Origin of the sequence: Neobacillus sp. 19, from assembly GCF_049463095.1 — a bacterium.
Lineage (GTDB): Bacteria > Bacillota > Bacilli > Bacillales > Cytobacillaceae > Neobacillus.
Genome location: NZ_JBMPZU010000036.1, coordinates 17,142 through 43,307 on the forward strand (window position 1 = coordinate 17,142; position 26,166 = coordinate 43,307).

A 26,166-nucleotide genomic window follows, 5' to 3' on the forward strand; every position below is an offset into this window, starting at 1 on the left:
GATGAGCAATATTTACTGTCGCATAAGCTTTGTTAACTATCGTATAAGCCCTATTTACTGTCGCATAACCCATGTTTACTGTCATTTAGCTGTTTTTCTGGCTGAAATCCGCGCCTTACACGCCCTTAATCCTTCACTACCTCCTGGTGCACTGTTATCGCAGGTTTTTGCCGCTTCATCAACGACAACACCCCTACTACGGAAATCAGCACCCCTGCCATGGCGATGATTGGGTAAAAATTATGTTCAATGATCAATTGAATGAGGGTGTATGACAGCACCATCGACAACACAGGTGATACAATCCAGACAGTGAGCAGCTGGACGACAATGTCTTTTTTCAAAACCGACTTGCCCTGCTTCGCAAAGCCCATTCCAATAATCGATGAGGTGGTGATTTGTGTCAGTGGAACTGGGATTCCGAATACCGATGCCACGGTGACAATCGTTGCTCCTGTTCCAGAGATGACGCATCCCTCTTCCAGCCTCAAGGTCGTTATTTTTTTCCCATTTGTTTCAAGGACGCGCTGCCCTAGCAGTAAGGCCCCGCCTGCCACGAATAAACCGCCCCAAAATATGCCATCCCCGGTAGAGAGAATGTTCGCGCCGACAAGCGGGCCTACCGCATTGGCTACATTGTTCATACCGGCTGAAAATGCCTCAAACAGCCCCATAAAGACCACTAACAAAGACAGAAACGGAACAGCTTTCGGGGTCGCCATCCATTTTTTATTTTTCAAAAAATAGGAGGCAGCAACAGCGATGACAAATGCAACAAACGGTGTTAATAGCCAAAATAGCATGATCCAGACCAGCTTACCGACAAATACCGACTGGTATACTATCCCGGCACCGACAACGGAACCCACTGCCACCTCACTCGTTGAAAGCGGAATCCCAAAGATGTTAGCCAAAAACAAGGATAGCGCAGCCGATGCTAAGACAATGAGTGCAACCGGGACGGTAAAGGTGTGACTCGGGACAATCCCGCTGCCGATGGTTTTCACCACTTCACCGCCGCCAAGCCAGGCGCCAAGAAATACGGCGATGCTGCATAATAGCAAGGCCAGACGTTTTTTCACAACACCTGATCCGTAGGCGATTCCCATCGAGGCCGCCGCACCACTTGCACCAATATTTATCGCAAAAAAGAATCCAATTGTTATCGCAATGATTGTGAGCAAAAGAAATGCCTCCTTTATCCCACTAGTGGGGACATGTGACCGTTTGATTACTATTGCGGGGCCGCCTTAGCGAGTGTGCAGCCCACACTCCGTCTTGCCGCTTCCCGCCCAGCGGCCCGCACGCGAGTCGCCATCCGCCGCTGCCGGCTGGGTACATGGAAAACAGCCGATGCTCGGGTATTGATGGTCGTGCAGTGTGTTGTATGGGAGATCTTTATCCTTGATGTAGCCCCAAACATCATCCCAAGTCCAATGAATCAATGGACAGATTTTGATATTCTCGAATTTTTCATCCTTATTAAGGAATTGGGTATTCGCCCTTGTCGGTGATTGTTCCCTGCGCAATCCAGAAATCCATGCTTGTTTAGCGGTCAGGGTCTCCCTAAGAGGAATGACCTTGCGGATTTGGCAGCATTGGTTCGGATCCCGTTTCCATAATGCCGATCCGTGTTGTGCCGCTTGTTCATCCAGACTAAGTTTTGGCTGTTTGCGTTCAATCCGCAGATTGGAAAAACGAGCTTCAATTTTGTCGATGACCTCATACGTCTCGGGAAAATGTAACCCTGTATCTAGAAATACGATATGGGCATCTGGCTTGATCTGCTGGATTAGATCAATTAATACAATCGCTTCAGCCCCGAAACTTGATGCGTAAACAATCTCTTCGTCGGTATATGAACCATAAGCCCATTCCAAAACGGACCTCGCACCTTTTGTTTCGTCCTCTACCAGGAATTCTTCTGATATCTGTTTCCAATTTTGGTACGTTATTGCAGTTGTCATCCCTAATGGCCTCCTCTTTTAATAAATATGAAAGTATGAATCTTCAACTTTGAGAATTGGCCAGCTCCAGCGCCCTAGCGGCTAGTGTCCTTCCACTTTTCTTTCAACAAAAAAAGGCAGTCTTCCACTTCGTAAAAAAGTGAAGACCGCCTCTAGTTTGTCTAGTCAGCGTTTTTTATTTGGTTGAAGACGAACCTTTTCATTTTTCTCCAGTTGCACTATCTTGCCATCCTGGACCACAAGCGTGATGGATCCAAATTTTAATGTCTCCAGCATTTTTTCTAGATGTGCAATGAGTTCTGCCTTTTCTTCAGTGTTCAGTTAGATTCGCCTCCTTTTAGAAATTTCTCTCCTATCGAGAAAGGCGTCATATCCTAAAACACCTTATCTCTCAAAATGAACGTCATTTTGCTGGAGTTAGCACCTTGCATTGCAGGTTGCCGGGCTTCATCGGACCAGTCCCTTAGCCACTCTTGATAAGAATTTAGTATTTGATGGAATTAATCCTACCATACCAATAGGTTTTGTGTAAATAATAAAATGCAAAATTTAAAAAATTAATATTTGCACCCATTAAAAGCGGGACTTTGTATGTCAAAATTACCTCCCTCCGCATATATTTCTAGGAAAAATAGCACAGAAAAAAAGCAGCCTAGTGACTGCTCTTCTCCTAACATCTTCAATTTTAAGTAATGATGGTTCCTTTAAGTATGTTTATTTAAGTATGTTTATTTTTTTGACTCAATTTATTTAGAAAGGAATCTTAATTGGGATCGGCAGTGACCAATTGTTTGTCAAGGTCCTTATACTCTTCTTCTAAATCGCTTAAAGTCCATTCATAAAGGTGCTTGTTATTGATTTTATAAATGCCTAATTTAATGAGTTCATCAATTAGAAGATGTCTTTTTAGCTGAACTTCATTCTGCGGTGATTGATTCATCATGATAACCCCTCCACTCTTTAGACTTAAAGGCATTATAAAACAGGGTATACCCTATTATTTGTCGAAATATCATTTAATTACATTTATTTAATGGAATTGTTATCATTTTTTAATGAACGTTAAACAGACATACCTTTTTTCCTGAAAAAATTTATAAAAACATGAAGCCAATTTTCCTTAGTTGCATTTACTGTAATGTGAAGGAGATGATGACGATGACAGAATTAAATTTTCATCAAATTGCCCATGAGTTGTTAAAGAAAGAGGTAGAAATTGTTACGCTCCAAGGTACATTTACCGGCAGGCTGCTTGAAGTTGGCAGAGATGTTCTGGTTTTGGAAAGCAGAGGCAGAATGCGCCAAAGGCTTTTGGCTGTAAGAATTGATGTGATTGTGGCGATTTTCCGCGTAGAACAGATGCCAAGGGGTCCATTTGGATTTACTCCTGAGGAATTTGACCAGGAACATGATCAGCATGAAAGCAGCGATCATTAAGCAGAAAATGCAATGAATATCCTATGAATTTGATCTTTCAATAAAGAGCAGTCATTTTCTTGGCTGCTCTTTTTGTGTTTAAATCCTTCTATTTATGCCTGTCCACATGGTAAAATAATGGAATGAAATCGCGTCACGCGTTTAAAAACTTTTATAGACAGAAGGGTTTTACTTGATAAATTTATCGATGAAACGTGACAGTAAAGGGCTTCGCTTTACCATAACGGCATTGACCGCCCTTATTGGCGGGCTTATATTCTCAGTACTTCATACACCGATACCATGGCTGCTCGGGCCGATGACAGCCGTGTTAATTGGAGCCAGATTTAGCAAAATTCAATATTATTGGCCAGTTTCCATCCGCGATACTGGATTAATCATTGTTGGCTATTCAATTGGTTTGTCCTTTACGAAAGAGGCGCTGCAGCAAATTATTGAGAAGCTGCCATCTATGCTAATCATGACAGTGTTACTCGTTTGTTTTTGTGCCGGCATTGCCTTTGTGGTTTCGAAACTTACTGGAGTGGATTATCCAACAGTGCTTACCGGCAGTATCCCCGGCGGGCTTTCGCAAATGATTATATTTGCAGAAGAAATGAAAGGAATCGACATTACCACAGTGACCTTTTTGCAAGTGGCCCGATTGATGATGATTATTTTCTTCGTTCCGTTTCTCGTTTTCGGACCGTTGTTTAACCATTCACCTATTCAAAATGCTTCAAATCTGGCTGACAAGGCGGCGCAATACTATGCTCCACTTTTTCCAAATATCCTATTGTTTGCATTCATTTGTGTATTTTGCGCATTTCTTGCCAAAAAATTAAGATTACCAACTCCGTTTATGTTAGGTCCAATCGCTGGAACGGCGATCGCTGTTATTTTCGGGCTTTATGGTCCGGCCCTATCACAGCCTATCTTAGACGTTTCTCAATTCATGATTGGCGGTTACATCGGGTTATTATTGAAGCCGGAAAAACTGGAAAACAAGGCCAAAATCATTTCCCTTGCGCTACTGAGCGGTTTGTTCATGATCGCAGGTTCTGTCGGTTTAGGATTGATGCTTGTTCGTTTTTATCCCATGACACCCTCCACTAGTTTATTAAGCCTGGCGCCTGGCGGAATGGATCAGATGGCGATCCTTGCCCACGAAGTCCACGCCGATTTATCGATGGTGACTGGGTTCCAAATATTCCGGCTCTTCTTTATCTATTTTGCCGTCCCTCCATTGCTGCGGTTGTTTTTTAAGATTGGCAAAAACAAAACGAGGAAGGCAGCTTGAGACTGCCTTCCTCGTTTTGTGATTTAGATTTTGGGATGAAGTATTTCATCGATGATTCCGTATGATTTTGCTTCCTCCGCACTCATAAAGAAGTCCCGCTCGGTATCATTTGCTACCTTTTCCACCGGCTGTCCGGTCCGTTCGGAAATGATTTGATTAATGTGTTCTTTTAACTTTAAAATCCGCCGTGCGGAAATTTCAATCTCCGTTGCCTGCCCTCTTGCACCGCCCAATGGCTGATGAATCATAATTTCGCTATTTGGCAGGGCATACCGTTTTCCCTTTGTCCCCGCAAGCAGTAACATCGCTCCGAAAGATGCCGCCATGCCAGTGCAGATCGTCCGGATATCGGGCTTAATGTATTGCATCGTATCGTAAATGGCGAAGCCCGCTGAAGTGGAGCCGCCGGGGCTATTTATATAGAGTGAGATTTCTTTATCCGGTGCATCTGCTGCTAAAAATAATAATTGAGCGACCACACTATTCGCCGTATGGTCATTTATTTCATCACCAATGATTATAATTCGGTCCTTTAGGAGCCGAGAGTAAATATCATAGGAACGTTCCCCGCGGTTAGATTGTTCAATCACATATGGAATGGTACTCATTTCATATCCTCCTTAAAGCCATTAATTGGCTATGCTGCCATACAGAGAGTGCTTGAAGGAGAAGTTGATTGAATTCGCTGTAATTTCCTTGAAAGCGACTTTGGAACGCCAACCATATTTGATATTGTTGGTATGGATTCAATCAGAACGGCTGGGTCTTGATTTTTCAACGATTCATAAAAAATATCCGCTAGCCGTTCTTTTTCTTTCCTCATCCCAAAATGATTCGACTGAATAGGTTTGATCCTCTTTATCCATGCGCTTTTTTACCCGGTGCAGACTGGCTTTTATCGCCGTTTCTGTCGTGTGTAACAAATCTGCTATTTCCTTTACTTGATACTGAAAGGCTTCTTTTAACATGAAAATCACGGCTTGTTTTGGGGTACATTCTTTCAGCAGCTGGTCAACGGCATGGGTCATATCATCAAGTTGATTGGTTACCTCATGAATGGGGTGCACAACATCCGATGCAATGGTCTCCTTTTTTCTTTTTCGCAAAAGATCAATCCATTGATGATACGCAATTTTATTTAACAACGCCATACTCATCTGCTGCTGATGATATTTTAAGGCTTTTAAAAAGGTATCCTGGGCGATATCGTCTCCATCCCAAGTGTTTTGCGTGAGAAAACGGCAATATCGTTGAAGTTTTGGATAAAATTCGAGCCAGAGCTGATCATCTTGTTGTAAACTTTTAGCGCTATCTGTGCTTAGCTTATGTGACACATGTTTTCACTCCTTTTGCACTCTCTAGCCTTTAAACGGTTCATGAGGGATAAAAAGATACGGGGTACAAAATTTTTTAAATAGTATATGTTTATTCACATAAAACGACGGATAGAAATTTGCTTATCTTTATTATTATCATAAAGCTTTTCAACCATTTCTTCCCTGTACAGCCTCCTCAAGGCTAATTTTCCTTTTTTTGATTGTGATGGTAAAGAATAAAATATTAATGGTCATTTTCTCCCCTCCTTTTTACTCGAACTAAATTTTATTTGATTCCTATCTTGTCTTTATTTAATTTCAAAATATAAAACGACTAGTCGGTTTATATTATTATATTTTTTCTATGTAAAAATTGTCAATTACTTTTGCCTATATTGGCAAAAAAAATAAAAAAAAGGCAAGCTGTTTGCCCGCCAATGTGCCTGCTATGCTTTTACTTTTTCCAAAAATAATTCCTTCATCTCCGTTAAAACTTCACGGTATGGGTAATCGTAATAGATCGTTTGGATTGTCACGCCATCAATCATCGACCAGAATAGATTGGCTGTCAGGTCAGGGTTTTCTTGGGGATTGAATTCCCCTGTTTTCTGGCCTTCTTTTATAATTTCGGCAAAGAGCTGGACAAAATATTGATGTCTCCTGGCCGTTAATTTTTCCATTAGCTCCGTATCTCGCGCTGCATAGAATTTAAATTCATTATGAACAATGATTTTATTTCTGTGTTCAATATTGGAAACATCTTGAGATAAGTAAACTTCAAATAAATAATTTATTTTATCACTTGCACTTTCGTATGTTGACAGATCTTTCGTTAGTAGTTCAAATGATTCCTGTGTATCAGAGGACATTAATTCTAAATATATGTCGTCTTTACTTTTAAAATAATTATAAATGGCTCCCTTACTGATCCTAGAATGCTCAACGATATCATCGATGGTCGCCGCTTGAAAACCTTTTTTAGCGAAACAAGCCAGGGCACTCGACAAGATTTCCTTCTTTTTCTTTTCTTTATATGAATCTGAAACGATTGGCGGCATAGTTAACCTCCGTTCATGAATAAAATTGCCTCAAATAAATTAAAACATATTTCAATCCTTTAAAACATAGAAAGAAATTAAAAATATTTTATGTTTACATAATATTATTATGATCATTTACGTGTTTAAAAGTTTGGAAGTGTTTTCATGAAAAAATGGAGAATTTTGTAGAAAAATAATGGTGGACTATTTCAAGAAGCCTGATATAATCTCATATAGAATACATTATTACTTAAAAGGTGGGCACTATGGGGAACACTTGCAGATATGTTGTCAACGCACTTGGAAAAGGTGGAGAAACATATTATACGCATTGTAAAGATAAACATGAATTACAAAAATGGATTCAAACCAATCGTGAAAAATTAATTATGGATGAATTAATGATCACAGATAAAAATCAAAGTTTATTTACCAAATTATTTGGCCTAAAAAAATTATTTTAACAATGAGACGCTATTCCTTTAGGAATAGCGTCATTATTTTGGTCATTTACTAGATTTAAAGAAAAAAATGTAATGGCAGTCCCGCGCCATTACATTTTTTTATTTTACTCTTCTAATTCTCTTAATTTCTTTCGTAATTCGATCATCACGGCTCTGGGGTTTTCTATTTCAAAAATGACATATTTGTATTTACCATAGCCCTCTAATTCCAAGTGGATTAAGGGAACCTGGTGTTCACTTGATAGAAAATACCATTCGTTTCCAAATTTAAAGCTTCCTTCATAAATATTAAGTGGGGCAATCGAAGTGCCAGGCATGCGAAGCATCCACATCGGCGGTTCAAATTCATCAATATACACCCTTTTTATTGCCTTGTATGGAATTTTCAATTGCCACTTAAGGGCAAACACACTCAGTACTCCCGTTAATTTAAGGACAAACTCATCCTTGTTAAAGTGCACTTTCCTTCCCATAAAGGTCACCTCAATCGGATTTCAACCCTACTATTATCCTATATTTTAACACCGAAAAAGAAACCCGCCATCCACCAATTGTTAAAATTTTGTAACAACTTTTATCTTGGTGCCTGACACCCTTCCTACCCTATACAACTTCTTTAACTTGGATTTGGATGAATTTTCGTTTTTGGATGTAGACGAGTCTGAGTGATAGTGCGATTCCGGCGGCAAGTAATCCGATTGTTAGTCCGATCCAATAGCCTCTTGCTCCCAGCCCGGTAAAATGAGCGAGCAGGTAACCCGCAGGCAGGCAGATGAGCCAATAGGCGATGAGTGTCATGATAAAGGCAAGATTGACGTCTTTATAGCCTCTTAATGCCGCCTGCGCCGTTGCCTGAATGGCATCCGCTATCTGAAAAAACAAGGCGAATATTAAAAAGTTTGCGGTTAAGTTGATCACCGCTATTTCATTCGAGTATAAACCTGCCACTTCATACCTGAAGGCAACGACCAGCATTCCCGTGCCCGCAGCAATCAAAATAGCAAGGAGGACTCCCAGCCAGCTGTATTGCTTCGCATCTATATAACGCTTTGCCCCGACTTCAAAACCGACAAGAACGGTCAAGGCTGTAGAAATACTAATTGGGATCATGTATAAAAATGAAACGATATTTAACGCGGATTGATAGGCAGCAATCGTAGTGACATTAAACTTACTCAACAGAATCGTCACCACTGCAAACATGCTTGTTTCGAAGAACGTTGACAGGCCCATCGGAACGCCGATCTTTAATATTTCCTTACACGTATCCCAAGAAAATTCCTTTATATCTGAAAAAATCGGGAACGAAGAAAATGGATCCTGTGTTTTTACGATAAACACCGTCATCGCCAAAATGACCCAATACGTAATCGACGTTGCATACCCGGCTCCCGCACCGCCTAGTTCCGGGAAGCCAAAACGGCCAAAAATGAAGGCATAATTCAAGAAGAAATTGATTGGTAACGACATTAGCATGATGATCATGATCACGCGTGTTTTTCCTAATGCATAAATAAAAGATCTCAACACGTTAAAAATAAATAATGGTAAGAGTCCATAACTAAGACCTGCCAAATAGTTAAAGGCGGTACGCTGAACATCTGGAGGCAGTTTCATTTTATCTAATACAGGGTCGAGAAAAAAGTATCCAAGTATGATCACAGCAAACGCAATCATCACAGAAAGATACATTCCATGCTTGACAACCGATGACACTTCATCGCTCTTTTTTTCGCCAAATCGTTGTGCGGCAATCGGTGAGATGGCAAGCAGAATACCGCTAATTCCAGTAAAAATGGGGCTCCAAATCGATGAACCGATTGCCACTCCAGCTAAATCGGAGGAATTATATTTTCCAGACATAATCGTATTGAAAAATACCATCGAAAACATGCCAAGCTGTGTGATTAAAATAGGGATTAACAAGACGAAAATTTGCTTCGTCTTTTCCTTGACAGTAAAGGTTTGATTCATAAAAGTGTACTCCTTGAAAAATAAAAGTCCGAACCCTCATTATACTTCATATTTAAATAATATTCCTTAAATAAAATGAACATTCTACCAGATATTCATTCGGTCGACATTTCATACCATTCACAAAAAAGATTCCTAAAAACGTGATTCCAATCACCCCTTTCGTCCGCCTCTTTTTTTAAAATAATTTATAGAGGAAGGGGTTAATTAAATGGAAAAACAACTAGATGATTTATCTATTTTCGAAGAGTATCGTGACCGTCAAGTGATCATAAACTACTATCAAGAAGATGATTTTTTATCGAAACGGGACGGATTTCATTTCGTTTCAATCCAATTTGCTTATGGGCAGCTTTTATTTTTAAAAAGGATGGAAATTCTACTGCGATTTCCTTACAGGAATTTCAGACAACGGTCATTAACAGTGATTTTCAAAATTATTATGTTTGTCGGAATGGCCATGTTCGCTTAGAAATTTATTTCCCTTAAAAGGAAATAGGACCTCCCGATGGAAGTCCTATTTCTTTACGATTTTAGATGGATTATTCACCTTATATAGTACGGGTGTATCGATCAGGAATTCTGGAGGCACGTCTTTTCCCTTCGCCATTTTCTTGGCAGCTGCCTTTCCGTCAAATTCCAGCAAGTCTCCCTCGGCCAGTTCGAATTTTTTTAGCGTTTTACTGTGGCTGCACCAGGCAAGCCCGAGGTCAAGTGGATTGTCTTGGACAATCTGGACATTCTCTAAGACGACAACTTCATCATTTTCTTCATTAAATGGATTGTAGACAAGGGCAAATTGCTTCACCTTAGCTGTAAAATGTACTTTCTCCGCCGGGAGTTCGAGTTTCGGTGCCTTTTGTTTCTTTGCCTTTGGCTCCTTAGCAGGGGCAGCCTTATCCGCTTTATTGGCAGGCTTTGCCGTTATATCAGGTTCCAATTCTTTTGCCGCAGCTTGCTTTTCATTTACAGGCTTTGTTTCAGTTGTACTTTCTTTGTCATTAAGTGTCAACAGGCTTTCTTTTCCAAAGCTTGACGACTGCATTTCTTTTAAATAGGCGGGATGAATGCAGCTAAGGCTGCCATCATGGAATTCGATCACAAGCGTGTTAAATTCTCCACTTGTTCCGTACGATTCAAATCCCTTAATGGACACTAAACGCTGAAAGCTACGATTCTTGTACCAAAATTCCCGTTTTGCTTCCTTTGCAGATGATAGCCCCCATTCTTTGAGCTTCTCTTTGTAATGGTCGTCATCCCGAAAGGCTTCAAAGTTCCCTTTCGGCGCAATAAGTTGAGTCGACTCAGTTTGTTCCATTTGAGGCCGTAGAACCACTAATACAACACTTCCTTCCAATATGTATGATGAATTCATTATATCATTACTAGCTTAAATTGATAATTTTATCAAATCAATCCTTTAATAATAGAAGAGAAGCCGTCCTTTTCGACTTTTAAAAGCAAAAAAAAAAGACTCTGCAAGAGAGTCTTTTTCAATAATCGAAGTTTAAATTATGCTTTACGAACGTTAGAAGCTTGTGGTCCGCGTTGACCTTGTTCAACGTCAAATGTAACTGCTTGACCTTCGTCTAAAGTTTTGAAGCCTTCGCCTTGGATTGCTGAGAAATGTACGAATACATCGTCTCCTGCTTCGCGCTCGATGAATCCAAATCCTTTTTCTGCGTTAAACCATTTTACTTTACCTTGTTCCATGTGTGTTTCCTCCTGCTGTGTGCACCCGCACACAATGTGTTACTATCCTTGCTCAGATCTTCAAGACAGAAAGCATTACACTTTAACGTTCTTGCCGACTCACAAAAATAATTCTCTTTAACTATAACAGAAATCAGTCCATAAGGCAAATCCCATAAGAAGAAAGTTCGCTATTTGCTGACCTTTTGTCCATTATTTCGCGATGAAATATATAGCATCTGCTGGAACAAACCGCAAATGTAACCGTTATAGCTTTTCTGAATATTCCAAAGTAAATAATTGAAAAAATTATTCTGTAGATTCCTGATTTTTGATTGTATAATATCTAAGGAATTTATTAATGAAATGGTGATAACAAGTGCGTACATATAATGAAAAAGTAAGTATCTATCATGGAATGGTGTCTACCATCGCTTTGAATCTTGCCAGTAACTTCTTCCCAATTTTCGCAATATCAATACTTGGAGCAACCAATTATCAAGTGGGCTTAATCAGTTCACTTCCGCCACTGATTGCATTGGTCACGACGATTCCGGCGGCCATTCTGTTAAATCGGCTTGAACAGCAGCGGAAAACGGTAGCAATGTCGGTTTTTTGGGCAAGAATCATGTTCTTGCTGTTAGCAGGTGTGGTTTTTATCCAAACTACCTACCAGGCATGGGCTTTTTTAATCATTGTTGCCTTAATGAATATTCCGGGAACCATTTCAACGATTGGCTGGCAAACGTTCATTAGCGGGATGATCAATGAGGAACGCAGAGGGGCTTTTTTCAGTGACCGAAATCGCCTTTTAACTATCGTCGGTATGATCACGACCTTAATTATCGGGATTTTGATGAAAAAGCAGACTGAACATGCTGCTGCCTATCAATTATTATTTATAATTGCCTTTCTTTTTGGCTTATTAGAAGTTTATTTTTTACTGAAGCATAAAGAAGAACCCAAACCAAAGTCGAGCAAGGCGGAAAAGAACTCGTCAATGGATTGGTCTATTTTCCGGGATCAGGGATACAAATGGTTTCTTATTACCGCCCTTTGCTTCAATTTCTCCTGGCAAATGGCTTGGGGAATTTTCAATATTTATAATGTGAAATATGCCCACGCGACTATTTTGTGGATAAGTATTTTTTCCGTTGGTAGTCAATTGGTGCAAATTTTCTCGTTTCCATTATGGAGAAAATGGGCGGAGGACAAGTCAAATACCCTGATGCTCGTATGGGTAGCAACTGGAATGGCTACTGCTCCATTTCTAACCGTTTTGTCTACCAATCTCGTTTATCTCACTTTTGTGCAGATGACATCCGGCTTTTTTGTTTCGGGCACTACGCTTCTATTGTTCAACCTTTTGTTGGAGAAATCGCCAAAGGAAAAAAGGACCTATTGCATTACCACGTATAATGTCCTTTTATCCTTTGTGGCCTTTATCGCACCGCAAATCGGTATTTGGCTCCTAGAGGTAACCGGTATTCAAAAATCTATGGGAATCAGCTCAATTCTGAGATTCATGAGCGCCCTCGTATTCTTGCTCATGTACATCAAATTTAACAACAAGAAGAATCAAGGAATATGGGAAAATTCTTTTGAGAAATGATAAATATAAAGGAAAAAGTTTCATATTTTTATAGAAGGAGTTGATTTTTTCGAAACTGGGAGGCAGAGATGATCAGAATAAATCATCAGGTGGCAGAACCAAAGGAACTGTTTCATGAGATAACGAATAAAGAAGCTCATCCGATTATCAATCAAATGGCCGCAAATAAAAAAACGTATGAATATCAGGCGATAAGTCAATTAAAATTTGAGCTTCTATTTCGCACGAATACAATGAAAGCGGCACAAGAACTGAATAGCAGCGGCGTAAAGTTCACGACATTTCGCTATGCCTTTTGCAATAAAAAATATTGGAATCGATTAGGGAATGGCGGCTTTCTCATTAAACCAGGTGTTCAACCTTCGATTGCCATACTGGACATTATTAAAAATGGCAAGCTTTACGCCTTTGAATGCTCCACCGCCATTGCCATTGTTTTATATATTGCAGCACTTTATTCAATTGGCAGCGAGAGGTTTGATATTCTGTTTGCACGGCTTTACCTGATGGATTGGCAATTTGATGACGATCTGCCGATTCACCAAATATATGGGGATGATTTCTTACCTGGTGATGTCCTCCACTTCAATAATCCGGATTTTGACCCGAAACAGCCGTGGTGGCGGGCTGAAAATGTCATTTATTTCGGCAATGATAAATACTATGGACATGGAATTGGAATCAGAAACGCCAGCGCCATTATCGGATTCTTAAACGGGAAAAGAAAACCAAACCCCGAAAACTCAGCCTACCTCATGCAAATGATAACCCGACCATATTATCCATCATTACAATATAGTCAATATTAAAATTGGTGTCAGGCACCCTCCGTGGACAGTGTCCACAGAGGGTGCCTGACACCATTTCTCTTCTTTTCACCGTACTAATATTAAACTACAAAAACAATAAAAAACATCTACACCTTTAAACCAAAAACGATTTAAGCTGCTTCAGCTTAGAAATTGATAAAGGCGTCGGCTGGTTTTACTTTTTCATTTATCATTTTGGTGGTTCTTAACCATTGGGCGACTTTTTCCCATGTACCTGGATCTTGATAGCCGAAGGGTTTGTCGTTTGCATCCATCAACGGAAGGAGAATCTCTAAGCTTTTTGTTTCGGTATCCTTTTCAAGCGGTGATGTCTGGTCCTCATGCTCCATCAATATCGCCAAGCCTTCCTCAGGATGCTCGGAGACAAATTGTTGTCCCTTTGTCACAGCAGTGAGAAACTTTTGATACACATCCTTGTTTGCTTTTAAACTCTTTTCGCTCGCTACTAACACTAATTCATAATAATCGGGAACGCCGTAATCCGCGGGGTTCAAGGTGCGGATCGGATGTCCCTCCTTTTCAAGCAATAATTTTTCATGATTGATAAAACCGCCCATTATGGCATCGGTTTTCTTGGTTGCCATAGCGGGTATTAAATCCCAGCCAACATCAACCATCTTTACCTTCTCCGCATCCCCGCCGTCAGTTTTCACCATCGTGTGAATAATCGCTTCATCTAGTGGAATGGTTGGGTACCCCACCGTCTTTCCGGCTAAGTCCTTAGGAGATTGAATTGGACTATCCTTGGCAATCATTAATTGATTCAGCGGATGGCGTACAAGCGCGGCAATCGACTGAACCGGAATATCTTCTCCTCGTGCCACAAGGACTTCCGGCTGATAACTGATGGCCATATCGACCTTATCAGCCGCAACCAGTCTTAATGGATCATTTGTATCCGCTGGCATTTGAATATCAACATCCAGCCCTTGTTCTTTGAAAAAGCCCTTTTCTTTCGCGGCAAATAAAAAGGAGTGTACCGCATTTGGATACCAATCGAGCATTAAACTCACCTTCTGCAAATCATCCGCGTCCGCACCGGCCGCCGTTTGGTCGGCCTCCCCTTTTCCACAAGCGCTTAAAATAAGTAACAAAAGACTGATGACAATGTAAAAACGTTTCCTCATTGATTTTTCATATCCTCTCTAGTAGCGCACTTTATTTTTCAATAGCTGTTTTTCTAATAAACGAATCAATAAAAACAGGACAATGCCCAGTAACGAAAGCAGGAAAATGGCGGCAAAAACGGCGTCTGCCTGCAAGTTCCCTGACATTCGCCTGCTGAAATAGCCTAAACCCTCACTCGCGCCCAGCCATTCTCCGATGGTTGCCCCTACAACACAATACACCACTGACATTTTTAACCCGGACAAAATCGACGGCAAAGCCATTGGCAGCTGAATTTTTTTAAAAATAACCCAGCGATTTGCCCCCATTGTCAGCAGTAATTCCCGGTATTCCCTTCCCCCCGCCTTCAGCCCATCATATGTACTAACGACGATTGGAAAAATAGCGATTAAAATGGTTACGGCGATTTTACTCCAAATCGAATAACCGAACCACATGATGAAAATCGGTGAAATCGCAATCAGCGGAATGGTCTGGGAAATGACGAGGAACGGATACAGCACTTTTTCTAATGCCCGCGAAAAGTGCATCCCGACGCCAAGCAGGAGGCCACCCGTTAATGAAATTCCAAATCCAATGACAACCTCTTTAAGAGTGGCCGGTAAATGCTCCTCCAATAAGAGCTGACGGTTTTCTACAAGAGCCGCCCCAATTGCCAGGGAGCAGGCAAGATAAAGGATGGAACCATACCTTTCCTTACCGCTAACTCCCAGGCGCTCAATATCAAGATGGATACAAGCAGAAATAGTCCATAATCCCCTACCCACTTTTTCCAATTACTTTTCATTTTGAATTAGCCGCTCCAGTTCTTTTCTCAATATGATCAACTCAGATTGATAAATTATTTCCGCATTTCTTGGCCGCGGCAGGCTAACTTTAAATTCATGTAACGTTTCTTGCCCCAGCAAATAAATACGGTCACTAAGCAGAATCGCCTCCTCTAGGTCATGGGTAATAAACAGTACCGTTTTTTGTAATTCCCCCCACAGTCCTAGCAGCCAGCTGTGCATCGTTCGTTTCGTCAACGAATCGAGTGCCCCGAACGGTTCATCTAACAATAAGAGATCTTTGCCTGTCATGAGGGTCCTCAAAAAGCAGCCCGCTGCCTCATCCCGCCGGAAAGCTCATCCGGATAGGCCTGCTCCACCGCCGCCAAGCCAAAGCGTTCCAGCCATTCGCGAATCTCAGGAATTCTTTGCTGCTTATTTTCCTTCGCTATTTCTAGCGGCAGGAAACAATTGTCTAACACCGATCTCCACGGTATAAGCAAATCCTTTTGCGGCATATATCCCACCTTGCCTAATCTGTTTCCGGGATTTTCACCATGAATCCTGATTTCCCCCGCACCAGGCTCTATCAATCCGGCAATTAATTTAAACAACGTGCTTTTTCCTGATCCACTTGCGCCTATAACCGAAACAAATTCGCCCGCTTTCACTTCCAATGATATTTTTTGAAAAATCGGCCTCGCGGTATCGAATGAATATGTAAGTTCGTCGATGGCTAACATAGTTGCGTCAGACAGGCCAATCCTCTCCTTCGTAAACCATATTCCAGAACATGTATTCAAAGCGGGAGGTCGTAAGGAAATGTTCTTCCAAGAGAACTAATTCGCGGGCTGACTTGCCTTCTGTCAACTGATCTAATAACTCTATCAGCCAGACGGCCAACGAACCAAATTCATCTGACGTATACATTTTTATCCAATCACCATACAAAGGATGCGCGCTAGCTTGGGGGTATTTATCTGCTAGCATTTTGCTAATCTCCCAATAGCTCCACATACACGGCAGAAGTGCTGAGATTAATTCCTCAAGCGATCCGTTCTGCGCGACATTTAGCATATACCGTGTATAGGCTAAGTTGGTGGGTGTTGGTTTTGTTTCTTCCAGCCCATTACGAGTAATTCCGAATCTTGCCGCATACCCACGGTGCAATTCCATTTCTCCATGCAGTGTTTCATGAAGCAGTTTTGCGAAAATAGCCATCGTGTCGAGGTCCCTCGCCTTGACTGCCCCTAAAGCAAAAAGCTTGGAATAATCGATTAAAAACACATAATCCTGTTTCATATAACGGATGAATGATTCCACAGGCAGGTCGCCAGTGCCGATTCCGTCCACAAAAGGATGGAGATGGGTCTGTTCCCATATTTCTTTTACGCTTTCATAAAGTTGCTGTGAAAATTTCATTTTAATCCCCCATTTCATGCTTTAGTTTTTAAAAGACTGTCCCGCTAAGGTCAAGACTTTCTTTCTTAAGAAAACAGTTAATATCACAAATCCGAGCAGTGCCCCGGCAAATGAGCTAAAAATAAATAATGGAATAAATCCAAATAAGGTTGCTTCTTTACCGAGCAACAGGGTTGCCAGTGGATAACAAAGAATCGCACCAATAATCCCCGTTCCAATTACTTCCCCAATAAAGGCTAAATAGATTTTTCTAGTTTTGTAAAATAACAGGGATGCGAGCAAAGCACCTGCCATACTCCCAGGAAAGGCAAAAACGGAACCCGTTCCCATGAGATTTCTTAACAAGGAGATACAAAAGGCCTGCGCTACGGCATAATAGGGGCCTAAAAGCACCGCTGATAAAACGTTCAAAAAATGCTGCATCGGAAAAACCTTGGTAAATCCAATCGGAATCGCTACTAGGTTACTAGATAGGGTGCCGATCGCAATCATCATCGCTGTCAGTGTCAATTTATACGTTTTGTTCATTTCTTTTTGCCTCCTCGATTGCTTTTTTTAATGCCTTAGCTGCCGTCCTAGGTGAATCTGCCTGACTGATGGCGGTAATTACCGAGACCCCATTAGCCCCTGCCTCAATAACAGGACTGGCATTTTCAGCGATGATGCCGCCGATTCCAACGATCGGTACGGTGATTCCATTTTTTCTCAGAGTTTCTATCAGGCTGGTTCCTTTCGATGGCTTTGCATCTTCCTTAGTTCTCGTTGGATAAATTGGTCCGATTCCAAAATAATCTGCCCCATCCCTAAGTGCCGTCATCGCTTCTTCTGTCGTATGGACGGATACCCCGAGGATTTTGCCGCCAATCTTTTCCCTCACTGCTTTCACCGGCTCATCCTCCTGCCCAATATGAACACCGTCTGCCCCAATCTCGAGTGCGAGCTCGATATCATCATTGACAATGAAGGGAATCTGGTTCTCCTGACAAATCGCTTGAAGTTCTTTTGCCAGGGTATATTTTGCGGAATCTGTTAAGGCTCCTTTTCCCTTTTCACGGAATTGAAATAGGGTGATCCCGCCTGCAATGGCTTCTTCTAAGACCTCCTTTGGGTCCTTCAAACAATTCGGACTGCCCATAATAAAATAAACGCTTAATTCGTCTTTTAAATGAATCATAGCCTAGCCATCTCCTTTCCCCTCTTTTGAAAGGCCCAGTGGTTCGTCGGACCATGACCGCGGCCGATGGCAAACCCGTCTTCAATCGCCGCTTGAATGAAATCCTTCCCCGTTGAAACAGCATCATAGATGGTAGAGCCCTTCGCTAATTCAGCCGTTATAACCGCCGAGAAGGTACATCCTGTTCCATGTGTATTTTTTGTCTGAATTCGCCGGCTGGTAAAGAAGTGGAATTCTTTCCCGTCAAATAATAAATCAGTAGATTCAGACAGATTTTCATCATGACCGCCTTTGATCACGACATTTTTAACCCCTAACGCGCAAAGTTTTACAGCAGCTTCCCGTTTATCCTCCACCGATCGAATGGTCATTCCTGTCAGGACCTCTGCTTCCGGAATATTTGGGGTAATGACTGTCGCAAGCGGCAACAAATGGGTTTTCAAAGCCGAAACCGCCTCTTGCTGCAGTAGAGAGGCCCCGCCTTTCGCAATCATCACGGGGTCGACCACCACGTTGTTCCAATGATAGTTTTTGAGTTTCATCGAAACGGCTTCAATGATTTCTGCACTAAAAAGCATGCCCGTTTTTACTGCATCCGTTCCGATATCGTCTCCAATTGCTTGAATTTGTTCGACAACTGCTTTTGCCGTCATCGGATAGACTGCGTGAACCCCTAATGTATTTTGCGCCGTAACAGCCGTTAATGCAGACATACCGAAAACCTCTAATTCCTGAAACGTTTTCAAATCAGCCTGAATTCCTGCACCGCCGCCACTATCTGAACCCGCAATGGTTAATGCCCTTTTCATCCTACAATCCTCCGTTCCATTTTTTAAAAGAAGCATGTACATCCAATTCCTCAGGGGAAACCAACGATAATTGATTTAAAAATTCTATTTGAAAGCTGCCCGGCCCGAGCTCGGCTGTTTGATTCGCAGCCTTTTCTGCTGCAACACCATAACAGGTTAATGCAGCGACCGAAGCTTGGATGAGATCCTTTTCCACTCCGGCAAATGCACCAATCACCGAAGTTAACAGGCAGCCTGTACCGGTTACTTTTGTCAAAATCGGATGTCCATTTGAGATGATATACGTTGTTGTTCCGTCAGTAACGACATCCTCCTTTCCAGTTATGACAACCACACACTGTAAAATTTCAGCAGCTTGGATGGCAAGCTCTGTAATATTCCCTTTAGCCATTCCTCCATCAACGCCCTTTATCTCCCACTTTTCACCTACGACATTGGCGATTTCGGCTGCATTTCCTCTAATTACGGCGACCTTGACTTCCTTCATCACACGGTGCGCCGTTTCCGTTCGGTACGGAGTTGCACCAGCTCCAACTGGGTCAAAAATTACTGGAACCCCATGCTCATTGGCTGCTTTACCGGCTGCGATCATCGCCTCGACCGTTTGCACGTTTAATGTGCCAATATTCAGAACTAGTGAACTCGCAATCTTCGCCATATCAGCTGCCTCTTCGATTGCATTCGCCATGACCGGTGAAGCGCCAAGGGCAAGCAATCCATTGGCTGTGAAATTCGTTACCACGACATTCGTGATATTATGGACAAGCGGGTTCACTTCTCTAACTTTTTCTAATATTTGACCAAGTCTGTTGTTCTCCAAATCCCATCGCCCCTATTCTTTTTAAACATAAAAAAACCAGATCCATAATAGGACCTGGTTAGTTAGAAAGAGATAAAATATAGATTTCACTCGACTACTTTCCTACGCTGGTATTACCCAGATCAGGTCCGAAGGGTTAAAAACGTTATCGTTTTCTCTCAGCCTGATTAACAGGGCACCCCTAGTAGATAAATCGTTATTAAATTATGTTCATAGTAACTCTAATTACCATCGAAGTAAAGAAAATTGTTCCAGTTCATTTAACTTTCTACTCTTTACCGCCTTTTGCCAATTCCATCAGTTCTTTAAGCTCATTGGTAAAACCCTTTACGGCCCGGTCGCCAAGGACCGTTACGGGAACTCCGAGGAAGCCGTATTTCTCTACTTCCTTTTGATAAGCTGGGCTGGCAGCAACATTCCTTACTTCAAAAGCAATTCCTTCGTTGGTAAGTACCTGTTTAACCATCATACATTCAATACAATCATTCGTGGTATAGACGATAATCTGCTCGTTCTTCATATGTAGTTCCTCCTTTGTTCTGTTTTTACAAAAACTCCGTTTATTCTTGATTTCCCGTCAAAAAACCTCGAGAAATGTCTGTTCATGCGCTTTCCCAAGGAATATTTCCTAACATTAAACACCAAATTCACTAATTGGTAAACCTCGATTATAAAATGGACAGCCCATTTCTACCATTATCGTTATATTCGTTTATGCTTGTCCATTATTTTAGCATAATATATTTCTTGTTATAAACCTAAGGAAAAAAATAACCAATTAAAATACATGACTCTTTTATAGAAAAGCCAAGGCTTCCAACAGCCTCGGCTTAAAGTTTTTGCTTATCAACTTAAAGTGCATCAATAGATTAGTTATGGTGCCTGACACCGTTTTACTATTTTTTCCATATAAGTCAGGATTTCTTTTTGGGTGTCGGGGCGGCTGATGGCGAGGTCGAGGGTTGCTTTGATGTAGCCGATTTTGTCTCCGATGTCGTAGCGGGTTCCGTTGAAGGTGCAGGCAAGGACGGCCTGTATTTTATTTAGCTCGTTTATGGCGTCAGTTAGTTGTAATTCGTTTCCTTGTCCAAATGGAAGCTGCTCCAAAATTGTAAAAATCTCCGGCTTTAAAATATAGCGTCCCATGACGGCTAATGTTGACGGGGCTTCTTCCGGCTTTGGTTTTTCTATTAATGATTCAATTGAATAGATATTCGGCTCCCTCATCGCACTCTTTGGCTTAATGATGCCATATTTATTCACATCCAATTTCGGAACGTTCTGAATGGCGACGATCGAATTATTATAATACTCAAATACATCCATCAGCTGCTTCAAGCATGGAACGTCCGATATCACCATATCATCGCCAAGCATAACCGCAAATGGTTCATTGCCAACAATATTTTTAGCACAAAGAATGGCATCGCCAAGTCCATTAGGCTCCTTTTGGCGGACATAATATATTTTCGCTAAACTGGATATCTGTTGAATTTTCTCTAAATCTACTAATTTATTTTTTCTATATAGAGTATCCTCGAGCTCATAGGATTTATCAAAGTGATCCTCGATTGACCGCTTTCCCCTGCCGGTTATGATAATGATTTCCTCAATCCCCGACGCTACAGCCTCTTCGACAATATATTGAATGGTTGGTTTATCAACAATTGGAATCATTTCCTTTGGCACTGCTTTCGTTGCAGGTAAAAAACGAGTCCCGAGGCCTGCAGCTGGAATAATAGCCTTTCGGATTTTCATAAAATACCTCCCTTCAAGTTAATTTTCATTAGCATGGAATGGCTGGTATACCTTTTTTAAAAATCTCTCCATCAATTTCGGCAGAATCGTTTTGCGTCTCGTTACCAACGTAGTAACAATTGCCTTTTTCTCCTCACGCGAAACCATCCAGTCATCAGGGATGAGCGAGACAATTTCCTCCATTAAAAGAATCGGCATCGTTTGAATCAACTCAAGGTGGTCAGTAAATCTTTGCTCATTATCAATAAACCCCGCCATTAATTGGTGTGTCGCGCTTTTCAACACTTCCACCGGCAAATTTTCTAAATCAGCATGCAGCCAATTATAGGTTCCGAAAATCTCGGCTTGATCAATCATCCATAACTGATACTCACCGCTCTCTCCTTCTCGCAACAGAATATTTTTGCGGGTACGGTCCCGATTACACAACCAATAATCCAACATAACGATTCCTGCTAGGGTTTGATGGTTAACAATATTGGATACTTCGGAAACTTGATGACCGTTAAGGCAATCAGGAATGTACAATGAGGCGAATTGATACCGGGTTAATTGTACATTGGCAAGCTCAGGAACTAGCGAAGTAAATTCCTCGGAGATATCCACTATCCTGGCAAATGGTACTGGCAGTCCCAAGTATCGTGCCAAGCAATAGCCCACCCATTCATTGGGCAATGTTTTTTCAAAGCCAGGCTGAAAAAATTTAACCACATAGTCCTTGCCATCATTAAAAGTGATTAAATGAGCATTAGATTTGCCTTCCAGCTTTTTTTGATAGGCAACGGGTGTCATCATGTTGCATCCACCTCGCCAGCCGCATCATTATACAGGTGGATGATATTTTTTAACAAATCAATATAATCATCCGCCACAGTTTGAATGGAAAAATATTGCTGCACACGGTCGATGGCTGCCTGTGACATTTGTTGATGTTTGACGGAATCATCGAGGATTTCATATAACTGCTTGACCGCATCTTCCACATTTTGTCCCCGGTAAAGCAGCCCCGTCTCACCCTCTTCAACCAATTCAGTTACTGGCATCATTCTAGAAGCCACAACGGGCACACCGCAGATCATCGATTCAATAAAGGTATTTCCAAATGATTCAGATTTGGTTGTCGCAAGTGTGCAGCCTCCGGATTGGCGGATTTTCGCATATACATGCGGCATTTGCTGGTAGGGGATAACCGGAAACCATTTGATGATGTCAGTGAGTCCTTCCTCTTGCCAGGCGGCTTTAAATTCTTCACGCTGGACACATTTTGGGCTCCCCCAATAATCCATATTTCAATATCGCTGCGTTCACTTTTCATCACTTTTGCCACTTCAAGCAGCATCGGCCAGTTTTTACGTTTGTCCAATCTACCAATCCAGCCAATTATTTTTTTACCTTTCGGCAGCGTTGGAGCACTGTCGAAATCGATTTCCTCGGTGGATAACGCACGGAAAAAAGTGGTATCCACCCCATTGTATATGACATGGATGGGAATATCATTTGTCAAAATAGACACCAATCGTTTTTGATACTGTGAAGGAACAACGATTAATTCTGGCCGTATTCCTTTAAATGACTTAAGGTGGGGCATGAGCTTAATCAGCTCTGGGGTCCTTGCTTCGACAATAACCGGACCCTGATACTTAGCTTTTCGGATCCATTTATAGGCTGCACCTGTGTCGACCACAATGATGGCGTCATAGGCGTTTTTTTTGATAATGGTAATAATCTCTTGCTCATCCTTTGTTAAATATACTTGTGCGACATCCTGCATAATATGAAGTCCGCCGTGATCTGTCGTATATAAAAATTCAGTTTCGATCCCGTGCTGTTTAAAATAAATCGAGCGGTTTCTCCATCCGGCATTTACCCCGCCAACAGTGAGGAGCCGCCAGATTACTAATACCTTCATTTAGCTTTCTCCTTAATTTTTTTGGGGCCTCCTCTTTTTTTATTAGCCATGCATAGTGTTCTGCTATTTCAATTAACTATGACGATGCTTCCTGTTCTTATGACCGCCTTTATCAGCATGGCCGCGGTATTTTTCTCCTTCAAATCGTTTTCTGTCATGGTGTTTATCATGCTCGCGGCGGCTTTCTCCAGAGAAACGCTTTCCTTCCTTACGATATTTATCCCAATCCTTGTCATTCTTTTGATATTTATCCCAATCCTTGTCACGTTTCCGATTCCATTCAGGGTTTATTGCTTGCTCGCGGGAATCCCAGTACTCATCAATTTTTTCCATGACAGCATCCGGATCTTTGCCACGTGCGAGCATAGTTTTTACCCATTTTAAATACCTTGTGGACTAAGCCCTGAAGCTGAAGCACATATTTTTCTTCATCTTCTGTTGTTAACAATTGTTGACTCAAATTCTTTAATGCTTTTTTGTCAGTTTTTTCTGTTAGTAATAGATGGGTGATTTGCTGTGAAATCTCTTCCATTCGGATATAGTGAAGCCATTCCGCATAAACTTCGGGTGCCATTTCTTGAACGTATGATAAAAAGATTGCTTTATTTTCTTCTCCTAATGAAGTTAATAATTTACGCGGATACGGATAAACGCGGTCACGCCAAACGGTTCTCGCTACATCAATTACCTTCAGGCTGCCATCTGGCTGCAGGTAAATTTGCCGTTTGTGATGGTCAATCCGCTCATAACCAATCTTTTTAAATGTAATTAGCATCTCGAGTAATTTGGCAGAGAGTGCTTCCGTAAGTGGCTGCGATTGTAAGTATTCGCGAATATCCACACCTCTAATAATATCCATCGCGATATAAAGCGGACCTTTTGCATGTATTTTAGGAAATAAATTGGTTTCCTGACCAAGGGATAGGGCATAGTGTTCGCGTTCGCAATCCTCTTCATTGCCGAATACTTTCACACAAACATCCTCAGAAACCTGGAAGACCGCCCCTTGCCGTCCCTTCCCTAGCATGACTAATGGTGAATTGTTTACCACTTCTACATCCGCATTCACTACATTTTGAACTTTAATATCTTTTAACCAGTTATTTAATTGTTTACTATCCACATTTCTCCTCCTTGCATGGTTTAAAAATTTTAACGCAGTCGCTCTCAGATGATTGGCCAGTGGCGAACCTCCTTTTATCTTTTATTTCCTGCCTGCTTGATTTTGTGAAGCTTGTCTAACAAAATGGGTTGGGAAAACTGCATAATAAAAAGTCAAAGCTTTGTTGCCTAATATAGTTAATTCAAATAGGAGGGAAAACGTTAAGGCAAAAGTCTAAAAAAGCAAAAAATGGACAAAAGAAACAGCCAAAAAAACCCCCGCAAATCAGCGGAGGTTCAGACGGGTTAACATAATATAATTATATAATTTTGGTGCCTGACACTATCTCATCATTGCCCCTGTGAGAAAGGTTAAAAATACGTGGGTGCCGAGTTTTACGGTTGGCTGGACGGCGGTGTCATTTTGCGGGTCGAGGCAGACGATGTCCATTGCGCCCACTTTGGGGTGTTTGGCAGCTGTTAGTACTCCTTCCAGCAGTTCTGCTGTTGTCATGCCTCCCGGTGTTGATGCCGGTACCCCCGGTGCATAGGCAATATCGAGTACATCCATATCAACGGTTAAATAAATCGTATCCACCCTTGCCGACAATTCTTCTAAACTGCGGCGGACTGTTTCTTCTATGCCTGCCCGCCTTGCATTGCGAAGCGTAATATAGTTGACGCCTTTTTCATCAGCATACTGCTTTAAATCCTTCGTATTGAAAAACCCATGTAAACCAATGTTGTACATATCGGATCCTTTGACAACTCTGCTTTCAATTAGGTTCCGCATTGGTGTACCGTTAGATGGTCCATTATCCGTCAGATCCCGTAAATCAAAATGGGTATCAAACCGGATAATCCCAATTTTCTCGTCTGGTCGTGCCTGATGCATTCCTTTTATCATCATCGCCGTAATCGAGTGATCGCCGCCAATGGCACACACCTTTGACTCCGGGAAGTGGTCGTGCAGTGCCGCTGAAGCTTGAATGATATTGTCATGGCAGCGGCGGATATCCGTGACGTGCATCGGCACATCGCCTGCATCAATCGCTTTCCTTGACGATAAATCCACATCCTCATCTAAATTGTAGGTAGTAAACCCCTTCCAAGCGCGGCGGAAGGCGTCGGGAAATTCCGAAGCACCAGATGCACTAATAGAGGAACGGGAAAGCGGGACGCCGACCATGACAAAGTCGGCATCCTTGCTTTTTTCTGCATCAGATTCGGCAGAGAGCGGCTGAATCCATTCGTGGACCTTGGAAATTACCGCCCCGCCCTCAGGCCTTATCCATGTAAAACCTGGCGGAATCAATTTAGGATAGAGAAAGCTCTTCATTAACTAACTGACCCCCTCTAACAACCACCCGGCCATTTTTCACCACTGTATCGGTATGGTTCACCCCATAGGAGTATTGAAGCTTCATATAATTCTCGATGTTAAAAATCGTCACATCGCCTTTTTTTCCAACTTCTAAACTGCCAATTTCATGGCCGCGATTAATCGCATGGGCCGCATTGATTGTAGTGGCTGTAATCACTTCAGCCGTGAAGCGGCGCACGAAAAACGCGAAAGCGTTTCACGATAAATGCGAAAACGCCATCTAGGTCGTCGGGTTCTGGGTTAAACACCCGGTTCGGCAACTGAACCAGTAGGCTACACAACA

At 41.8% G+C, this 26,166-nt stretch carries 33 protein-coding genes, 2 pseudogenes and 2 riboswitches; of the genes and pseudogenes, 6 read left to right on the forward strand and 29 right to left on the reverse strand.

Annotation, left to right across the window (positions count from 1 at the left end):
* Positions 1–125: 125 nt before the first annotated feature.
* From ACO1D1_RS12660 to ACO1D1_RS12675, 4 genes are all read right to left on the reverse strand, one after another.
* Positions 126–1,184: an inorganic phosphate transporter gene (locus ACO1D1_RS12660; RefSeq protein WP_423336118.1), complete on the reverse strand. Its 1,059-nt coding sequence runs from the start codon at positions 1,182–1,184 to the stop codon at positions 126–128.
* 66 nt (positions 1,185–1,250) lie between these two features.
* Positions 1,251–1,967 carry a phosphoadenylyl-sulfate reductase gene (locus ACO1D1_RS12665; protein WP_149869993.1) on the reverse strand — a complete coding sequence of 239 codons (717 nt, stop codon included), beginning with the start codon at positions 1,965–1,967 and terminating at the stop codon, positions 1,251–1,253.
* 165 nt (positions 1,968–2,132) lie between these two features.
* A complete protein-coding gene (locus tag ACO1D1_RS12670; RefSeq protein ID WP_411675493.1) occupies positions 2,133–2,261 on the reverse strand; it encodes a YezD family protein in 129 nt (42 codons plus the stop codon).
* 87 nt (positions 2,262–2,348) lie between these two features.
* Positions 2,349–2,450: riboswitch (SAM riboswitch) on the reverse strand.
* A 280-nt stretch (positions 2,451–2,730) separates the two neighbouring features.
* Positions 2,731–2,910, reverse strand: a complete 180-nt coding sequence (locus tag ACO1D1_RS12675) for a Fur-regulated basic protein FbpA (RefSeq protein WP_223820946.1) — start codon at positions 2,908–2,910, stop codon at positions 2,731–2,733.
* A gap of 215 nt (positions 2,911–3,125) precedes the next feature.
* Between ACO1D1_RS12675 and ACO1D1_RS12680 the strand changes: the two genes are divergently transcribed.
* Both ACO1D1_RS12680 and ACO1D1_RS12685 read left to right on the forward strand, forming a co-directional pair.
* Positions 3,126–3,404, forward strand: coding sequence for a hypothetical protein (locus ACO1D1_RS12680; RefSeq protein ID WP_149869992.1), 279 nt, complete (start codon positions 3,126–3,128; stop codon positions 3,402–3,404).
* Positions 3,405–3,576: 172 nt separating this feature from the next.
* Positions 3,577–4,683 carry an AbrB family transcriptional regulator gene (locus tag ACO1D1_RS12685; RefSeq protein ID WP_423336119.1) on the forward strand — a complete coding sequence of 369 codons (1,107 nt, stop codon included), beginning with the start codon at positions 3,577–3,579 and terminating at the stop codon, positions 4,681–4,683.
* Positions 4,684–4,706: 23 nt separating this feature from the next.
* On the opposite strand, the gene clpP is transcribed toward ACO1D1_RS12685, so the two are convergent.
* The 4 genes from clpP to ACO1D1_RS12705 form a co-directional block, all read right to left on the reverse strand.
* Positions 4,707–5,291: an ATP-dependent Clp endopeptidase proteolytic subunit ClpP gene (gene clpP, locus ACO1D1_RS12690; protein WP_149869991.1), complete on the reverse strand. Its 585-nt coding sequence runs from the start codon at positions 5,289–5,291 to the stop codon at positions 4,707–4,709.
* Between the two features lie 174 nt (positions 5,292–5,465).
* The gene (locus ACO1D1_RS12695; RefSeq protein WP_423336120.1) at positions 5,466–6,017 is read right to left on the reverse strand and encodes a sigma factor-like helix-turn-helix DNA-binding protein; all 552 of its coding nucleotides are present in this window, start codon (positions 6,015–6,017) and stop codon (positions 5,466–5,468) included.
* Positions 6,018–6,167: 150 nt separating this feature from the next.
* On the reverse strand, positions 6,168–6,254 hold the full coding sequence (locus ACO1D1_RS12700; protein WP_423336141.1) for a YrzI family small protein: 87 nt from the start codon (positions 6,252–6,254) through the stop codon (positions 6,168–6,170).
* Between the two features lie 191 nt (positions 6,255–6,445).
* Positions 6,446–7,057: a TetR/AcrR family transcriptional regulator gene (locus tag ACO1D1_RS12705; protein WP_423336121.1), complete on the reverse strand. Its 612-nt coding sequence runs from the start codon at positions 7,055–7,057 to the stop codon at positions 6,446–6,448.
* Positions 7,058–7,305: 248 nt separating this feature from the next.
* Between ACO1D1_RS12705 and ACO1D1_RS12710 the strand changes: the two genes are divergently transcribed.
* On the forward strand, positions 7,306–7,503 hold the full coding sequence (locus ACO1D1_RS12710) for a hypothetical protein (RefSeq protein ID WP_149869987.1): 198 nt from the start codon (positions 7,306–7,308) through the stop codon (positions 7,501–7,503).
* Positions 7,504–7,607: 104 nt separating this feature from the next.
* On the opposite strand, the gene ACO1D1_RS12715 is transcribed toward ACO1D1_RS12710, so the two are convergent.
* Together ACO1D1_RS12715 and ACO1D1_RS12720 are read right to left on the reverse strand one after the other, a co-directional pair.
* The gene (locus tag ACO1D1_RS12715) at positions 7,608–7,976 is read right to left on the reverse strand and encodes a hypothetical protein (protein ID WP_149869986.1); all 369 of its coding nucleotides are present in this window, start codon (positions 7,974–7,976) and stop codon (positions 7,608–7,610) included.
* Between the two features lie 130 nt (positions 7,977–8,106).
* On the reverse strand, positions 8,107–9,477 hold the full coding sequence (locus ACO1D1_RS12720; protein ID WP_423336122.1) for an MATE family efflux transporter: 1,371 nt from the start codon (positions 9,475–9,477) through the stop codon (positions 8,107–8,109).
* Between the two features lie 211 nt (positions 9,478–9,688).
* Between ACO1D1_RS12720 and ACO1D1_RS12725 the strand changes: the two genes are divergently transcribed.
* Positions 9,689–9,949, forward strand: a complete 261-nt coding sequence (locus ACO1D1_RS12725; RefSeq protein WP_423336123.1) for a hypothetical protein — start codon at positions 9,689–9,691, stop codon at positions 9,947–9,949.
* 45 nt (positions 9,950–9,994) lie between these two features.
* Here the strand turns inward: ACO1D1_RS12725 and ACO1D1_RS12730 are convergent, their stop codons facing one another.
* On the reverse strand, positions 9,995–10,795 hold the full coding sequence (locus tag ACO1D1_RS12730) for a hypothetical protein (protein ID WP_423336124.1): 801 nt from the start codon (positions 10,793–10,795) through the stop codon (positions 9,995–9,997).
* 194 nt (positions 10,796–10,989) lie between these two features.
* Positions 10,990–11,190, reverse strand: coding sequence for a cold-shock protein (locus ACO1D1_RS12735; protein ID WP_007083657.1), 201 nt, complete (start codon positions 11,188–11,190; stop codon positions 10,990–10,992).
* Between the two features lie 358 nt (positions 11,191–11,548).
* On the opposite strand from ACO1D1_RS12735, the gene ACO1D1_RS12740 reads away from it, so the two are divergent.
* Both ACO1D1_RS12740 and ACO1D1_RS12745 read left to right on the forward strand, forming a co-directional pair.
* Positions 11,549–12,781 carry an MFS transporter gene (locus ACO1D1_RS12740; protein WP_423336125.1) on the forward strand — a complete coding sequence of 411 codons (1,233 nt, stop codon included), beginning with the start codon at positions 11,549–11,551 and terminating at the stop codon, positions 12,779–12,781.
* Between the two features lie 68 nt (positions 12,782–12,849).
* Positions 12,850–13,590 (forward strand): protein-glutamine gamma-glutamyltransferase, encoded by a 741-nt coding sequence (locus ACO1D1_RS12745; RefSeq protein ID WP_149869981.1) that lies wholly within the window; start codon positions 12,850–12,852, stop codon positions 13,588–13,590.
* Between the two features lie 146 nt (positions 13,591–13,736).
* On the opposite strand, the gene ACO1D1_RS12750 is transcribed toward ACO1D1_RS12745, so the two are convergent.
* The 17 genes and pseudogenes from ACO1D1_RS12750 to ACO1D1_RS12830 form a co-directional block, all read right to left on the reverse strand.
* The gene (locus ACO1D1_RS12750) at positions 13,737–14,738 is read right to left on the reverse strand and encodes an ABC transporter substrate-binding protein (protein ID WP_423336126.1); all 1,002 of its coding nucleotides are present in this window, start codon (positions 14,736–14,738) and stop codon (positions 13,737–13,739) included.
* Between the two features lie 18 nt (positions 14,739–14,756).
* Positions 14,757–15,526, reverse strand: a pseudogene (locus ACO1D1_RS12755) (ABC transporter permease).
* Positions 15,516–15,818, reverse strand: a complete 303-nt coding sequence (locus tag ACO1D1_RS12760) for a hypothetical protein (RefSeq protein WP_423336127.1) — start codon at positions 15,816–15,818, stop codon at positions 15,516–15,518. The pseudogene ACO1D1_RS12755 and the gene ACO1D1_RS12760 overlap by 11 nt, the downstream one beginning before the upstream one ends.
* 8 nt (positions 15,819–15,826) lie before the next feature.
* Entirely contained in the window at positions 15,827–16,249 is a 423-nt protein-coding gene (locus tag ACO1D1_RS12765) for an ATP-binding cassette domain-containing protein (RefSeq protein ID WP_423336128.1), read from the reverse strand.
* 7 nt (positions 16,250–16,256) lie between these two features.
* Positions 16,257–16,928, reverse strand: coding sequence for a thiaminase II (gene tenA, locus ACO1D1_RS12770; protein WP_423336129.1), 672 nt, complete (start codon positions 16,926–16,928; stop codon positions 16,257–16,259).
* A gap of 21 nt (positions 16,929–16,949) precedes the next feature.
* Positions 16,950–17,456 (reverse strand): energy coupling factor transporter S component ThiW, encoded by a 507-nt coding sequence (gene thiW / locus ACO1D1_RS12775; RefSeq protein ID WP_423336130.1) that lies wholly within the window; start codon positions 17,454–17,456, stop codon positions 16,950–16,952.
* Entirely contained in the window at positions 17,440–18,102 is a 663-nt protein-coding gene (gene thiE, locus ACO1D1_RS12780) for a thiamine phosphate synthase (RefSeq protein ID WP_423336131.1), read from the reverse strand. Before thiE ends, thiW begins: the two co-directional genes overlap by 17 nt.
* On the reverse strand, positions 18,099–18,911 hold the full coding sequence (gene thiD / locus ACO1D1_RS12785; RefSeq protein WP_423336132.1) for a bifunctional hydroxymethylpyrimidine kinase/phosphomethylpyrimidine kinase: 813 nt from the start codon (positions 18,909–18,911) through the stop codon (positions 18,099–18,101). The genes thiE and thiD overlap by 4 nt, the downstream gene beginning before the upstream one ends.
* Before the next feature lies 1 nt (position 18,912).
* Entirely contained in the window at positions 18,913–19,731 is an 819-nt protein-coding gene (gene thiM / locus ACO1D1_RS12790) for a hydroxyethylthiazole kinase (RefSeq protein WP_423336133.1), read from the reverse strand.
* An 82-nt stretch (positions 19,732–19,813) separates the two neighbouring features.
* Positions 19,814–19,924: riboswitch (TPP riboswitch) on the reverse strand.
* A gap of 75 nt (positions 19,925–19,999) precedes the next feature.
* A complete protein-coding gene (locus tag ACO1D1_RS12795) occupies positions 20,000–20,251 on the reverse strand; it encodes a glutaredoxin family protein (protein WP_423336134.1) in 252 nt (83 codons plus the stop codon).
* Positions 20,252–20,604: 353 nt separating this feature from the next.
* Positions 20,605–21,489: a UTP--glucose-1-phosphate uridylyltransferase GalU gene (galU, locus tag ACO1D1_RS12800; RefSeq protein WP_423336135.1), complete on the reverse strand. Its 885-nt coding sequence runs from the start codon at positions 21,487–21,489 to the stop codon at positions 20,605–20,607.
* Positions 21,490–21,507: 18 nt separating this feature from the next.
* Positions 21,508–22,284, reverse strand: a complete 777-nt coding sequence (locus ACO1D1_RS12805; RefSeq protein WP_423336136.1) for a HipA family kinase — start codon at positions 22,282–22,284, stop codon at positions 21,508–21,510.
* A complete protein-coding gene (locus tag ACO1D1_RS12810; RefSeq protein WP_423336137.1) occupies positions 22,281–22,775 on the reverse strand; it encodes a glycosyltransferase in 495 nt (164 codons plus the stop codon). Before ACO1D1_RS12810 ends, ACO1D1_RS12805 begins: the two co-directional genes overlap by 4 nt.
* Positions 22,776–23,470: 695 nt before the next feature.
* Positions 23,471–23,731: a hypothetical protein gene (locus ACO1D1_RS12815; protein WP_423336138.1), complete on the reverse strand. Its 261-nt coding sequence runs from the start codon at positions 23,729–23,731 to the stop codon at positions 23,471–23,473.
* A complete protein-coding gene (locus tag ACO1D1_RS12820) occupies positions 23,718–24,521 on the reverse strand; it encodes a hypothetical protein (protein ID WP_423336139.1) in 804 nt (267 codons plus the stop codon). The genes ACO1D1_RS12815 and ACO1D1_RS12820 overlap by 14 nt, the downstream gene beginning before the upstream one ends.
* A 321-nt stretch (positions 24,522–24,842) precedes the next feature.
* A complete protein-coding gene (locus ACO1D1_RS12825; protein ID WP_423336140.1) occupies positions 24,843–25,838 on the reverse strand; it encodes an agmatinase family protein in 996 nt (331 codons plus the stop codon).
* A pseudogene (locus ACO1D1_RS12830) lies at positions 25,816–26,046 on the reverse strand (amidohydrolase family protein); the annotation flags it as partial. The pseudogene ACO1D1_RS12830 and the gene ACO1D1_RS12825, both read right to left, overlap by 23 nt.
* Positions 26,047–26,166 lie beyond the last annotated feature (120 nt).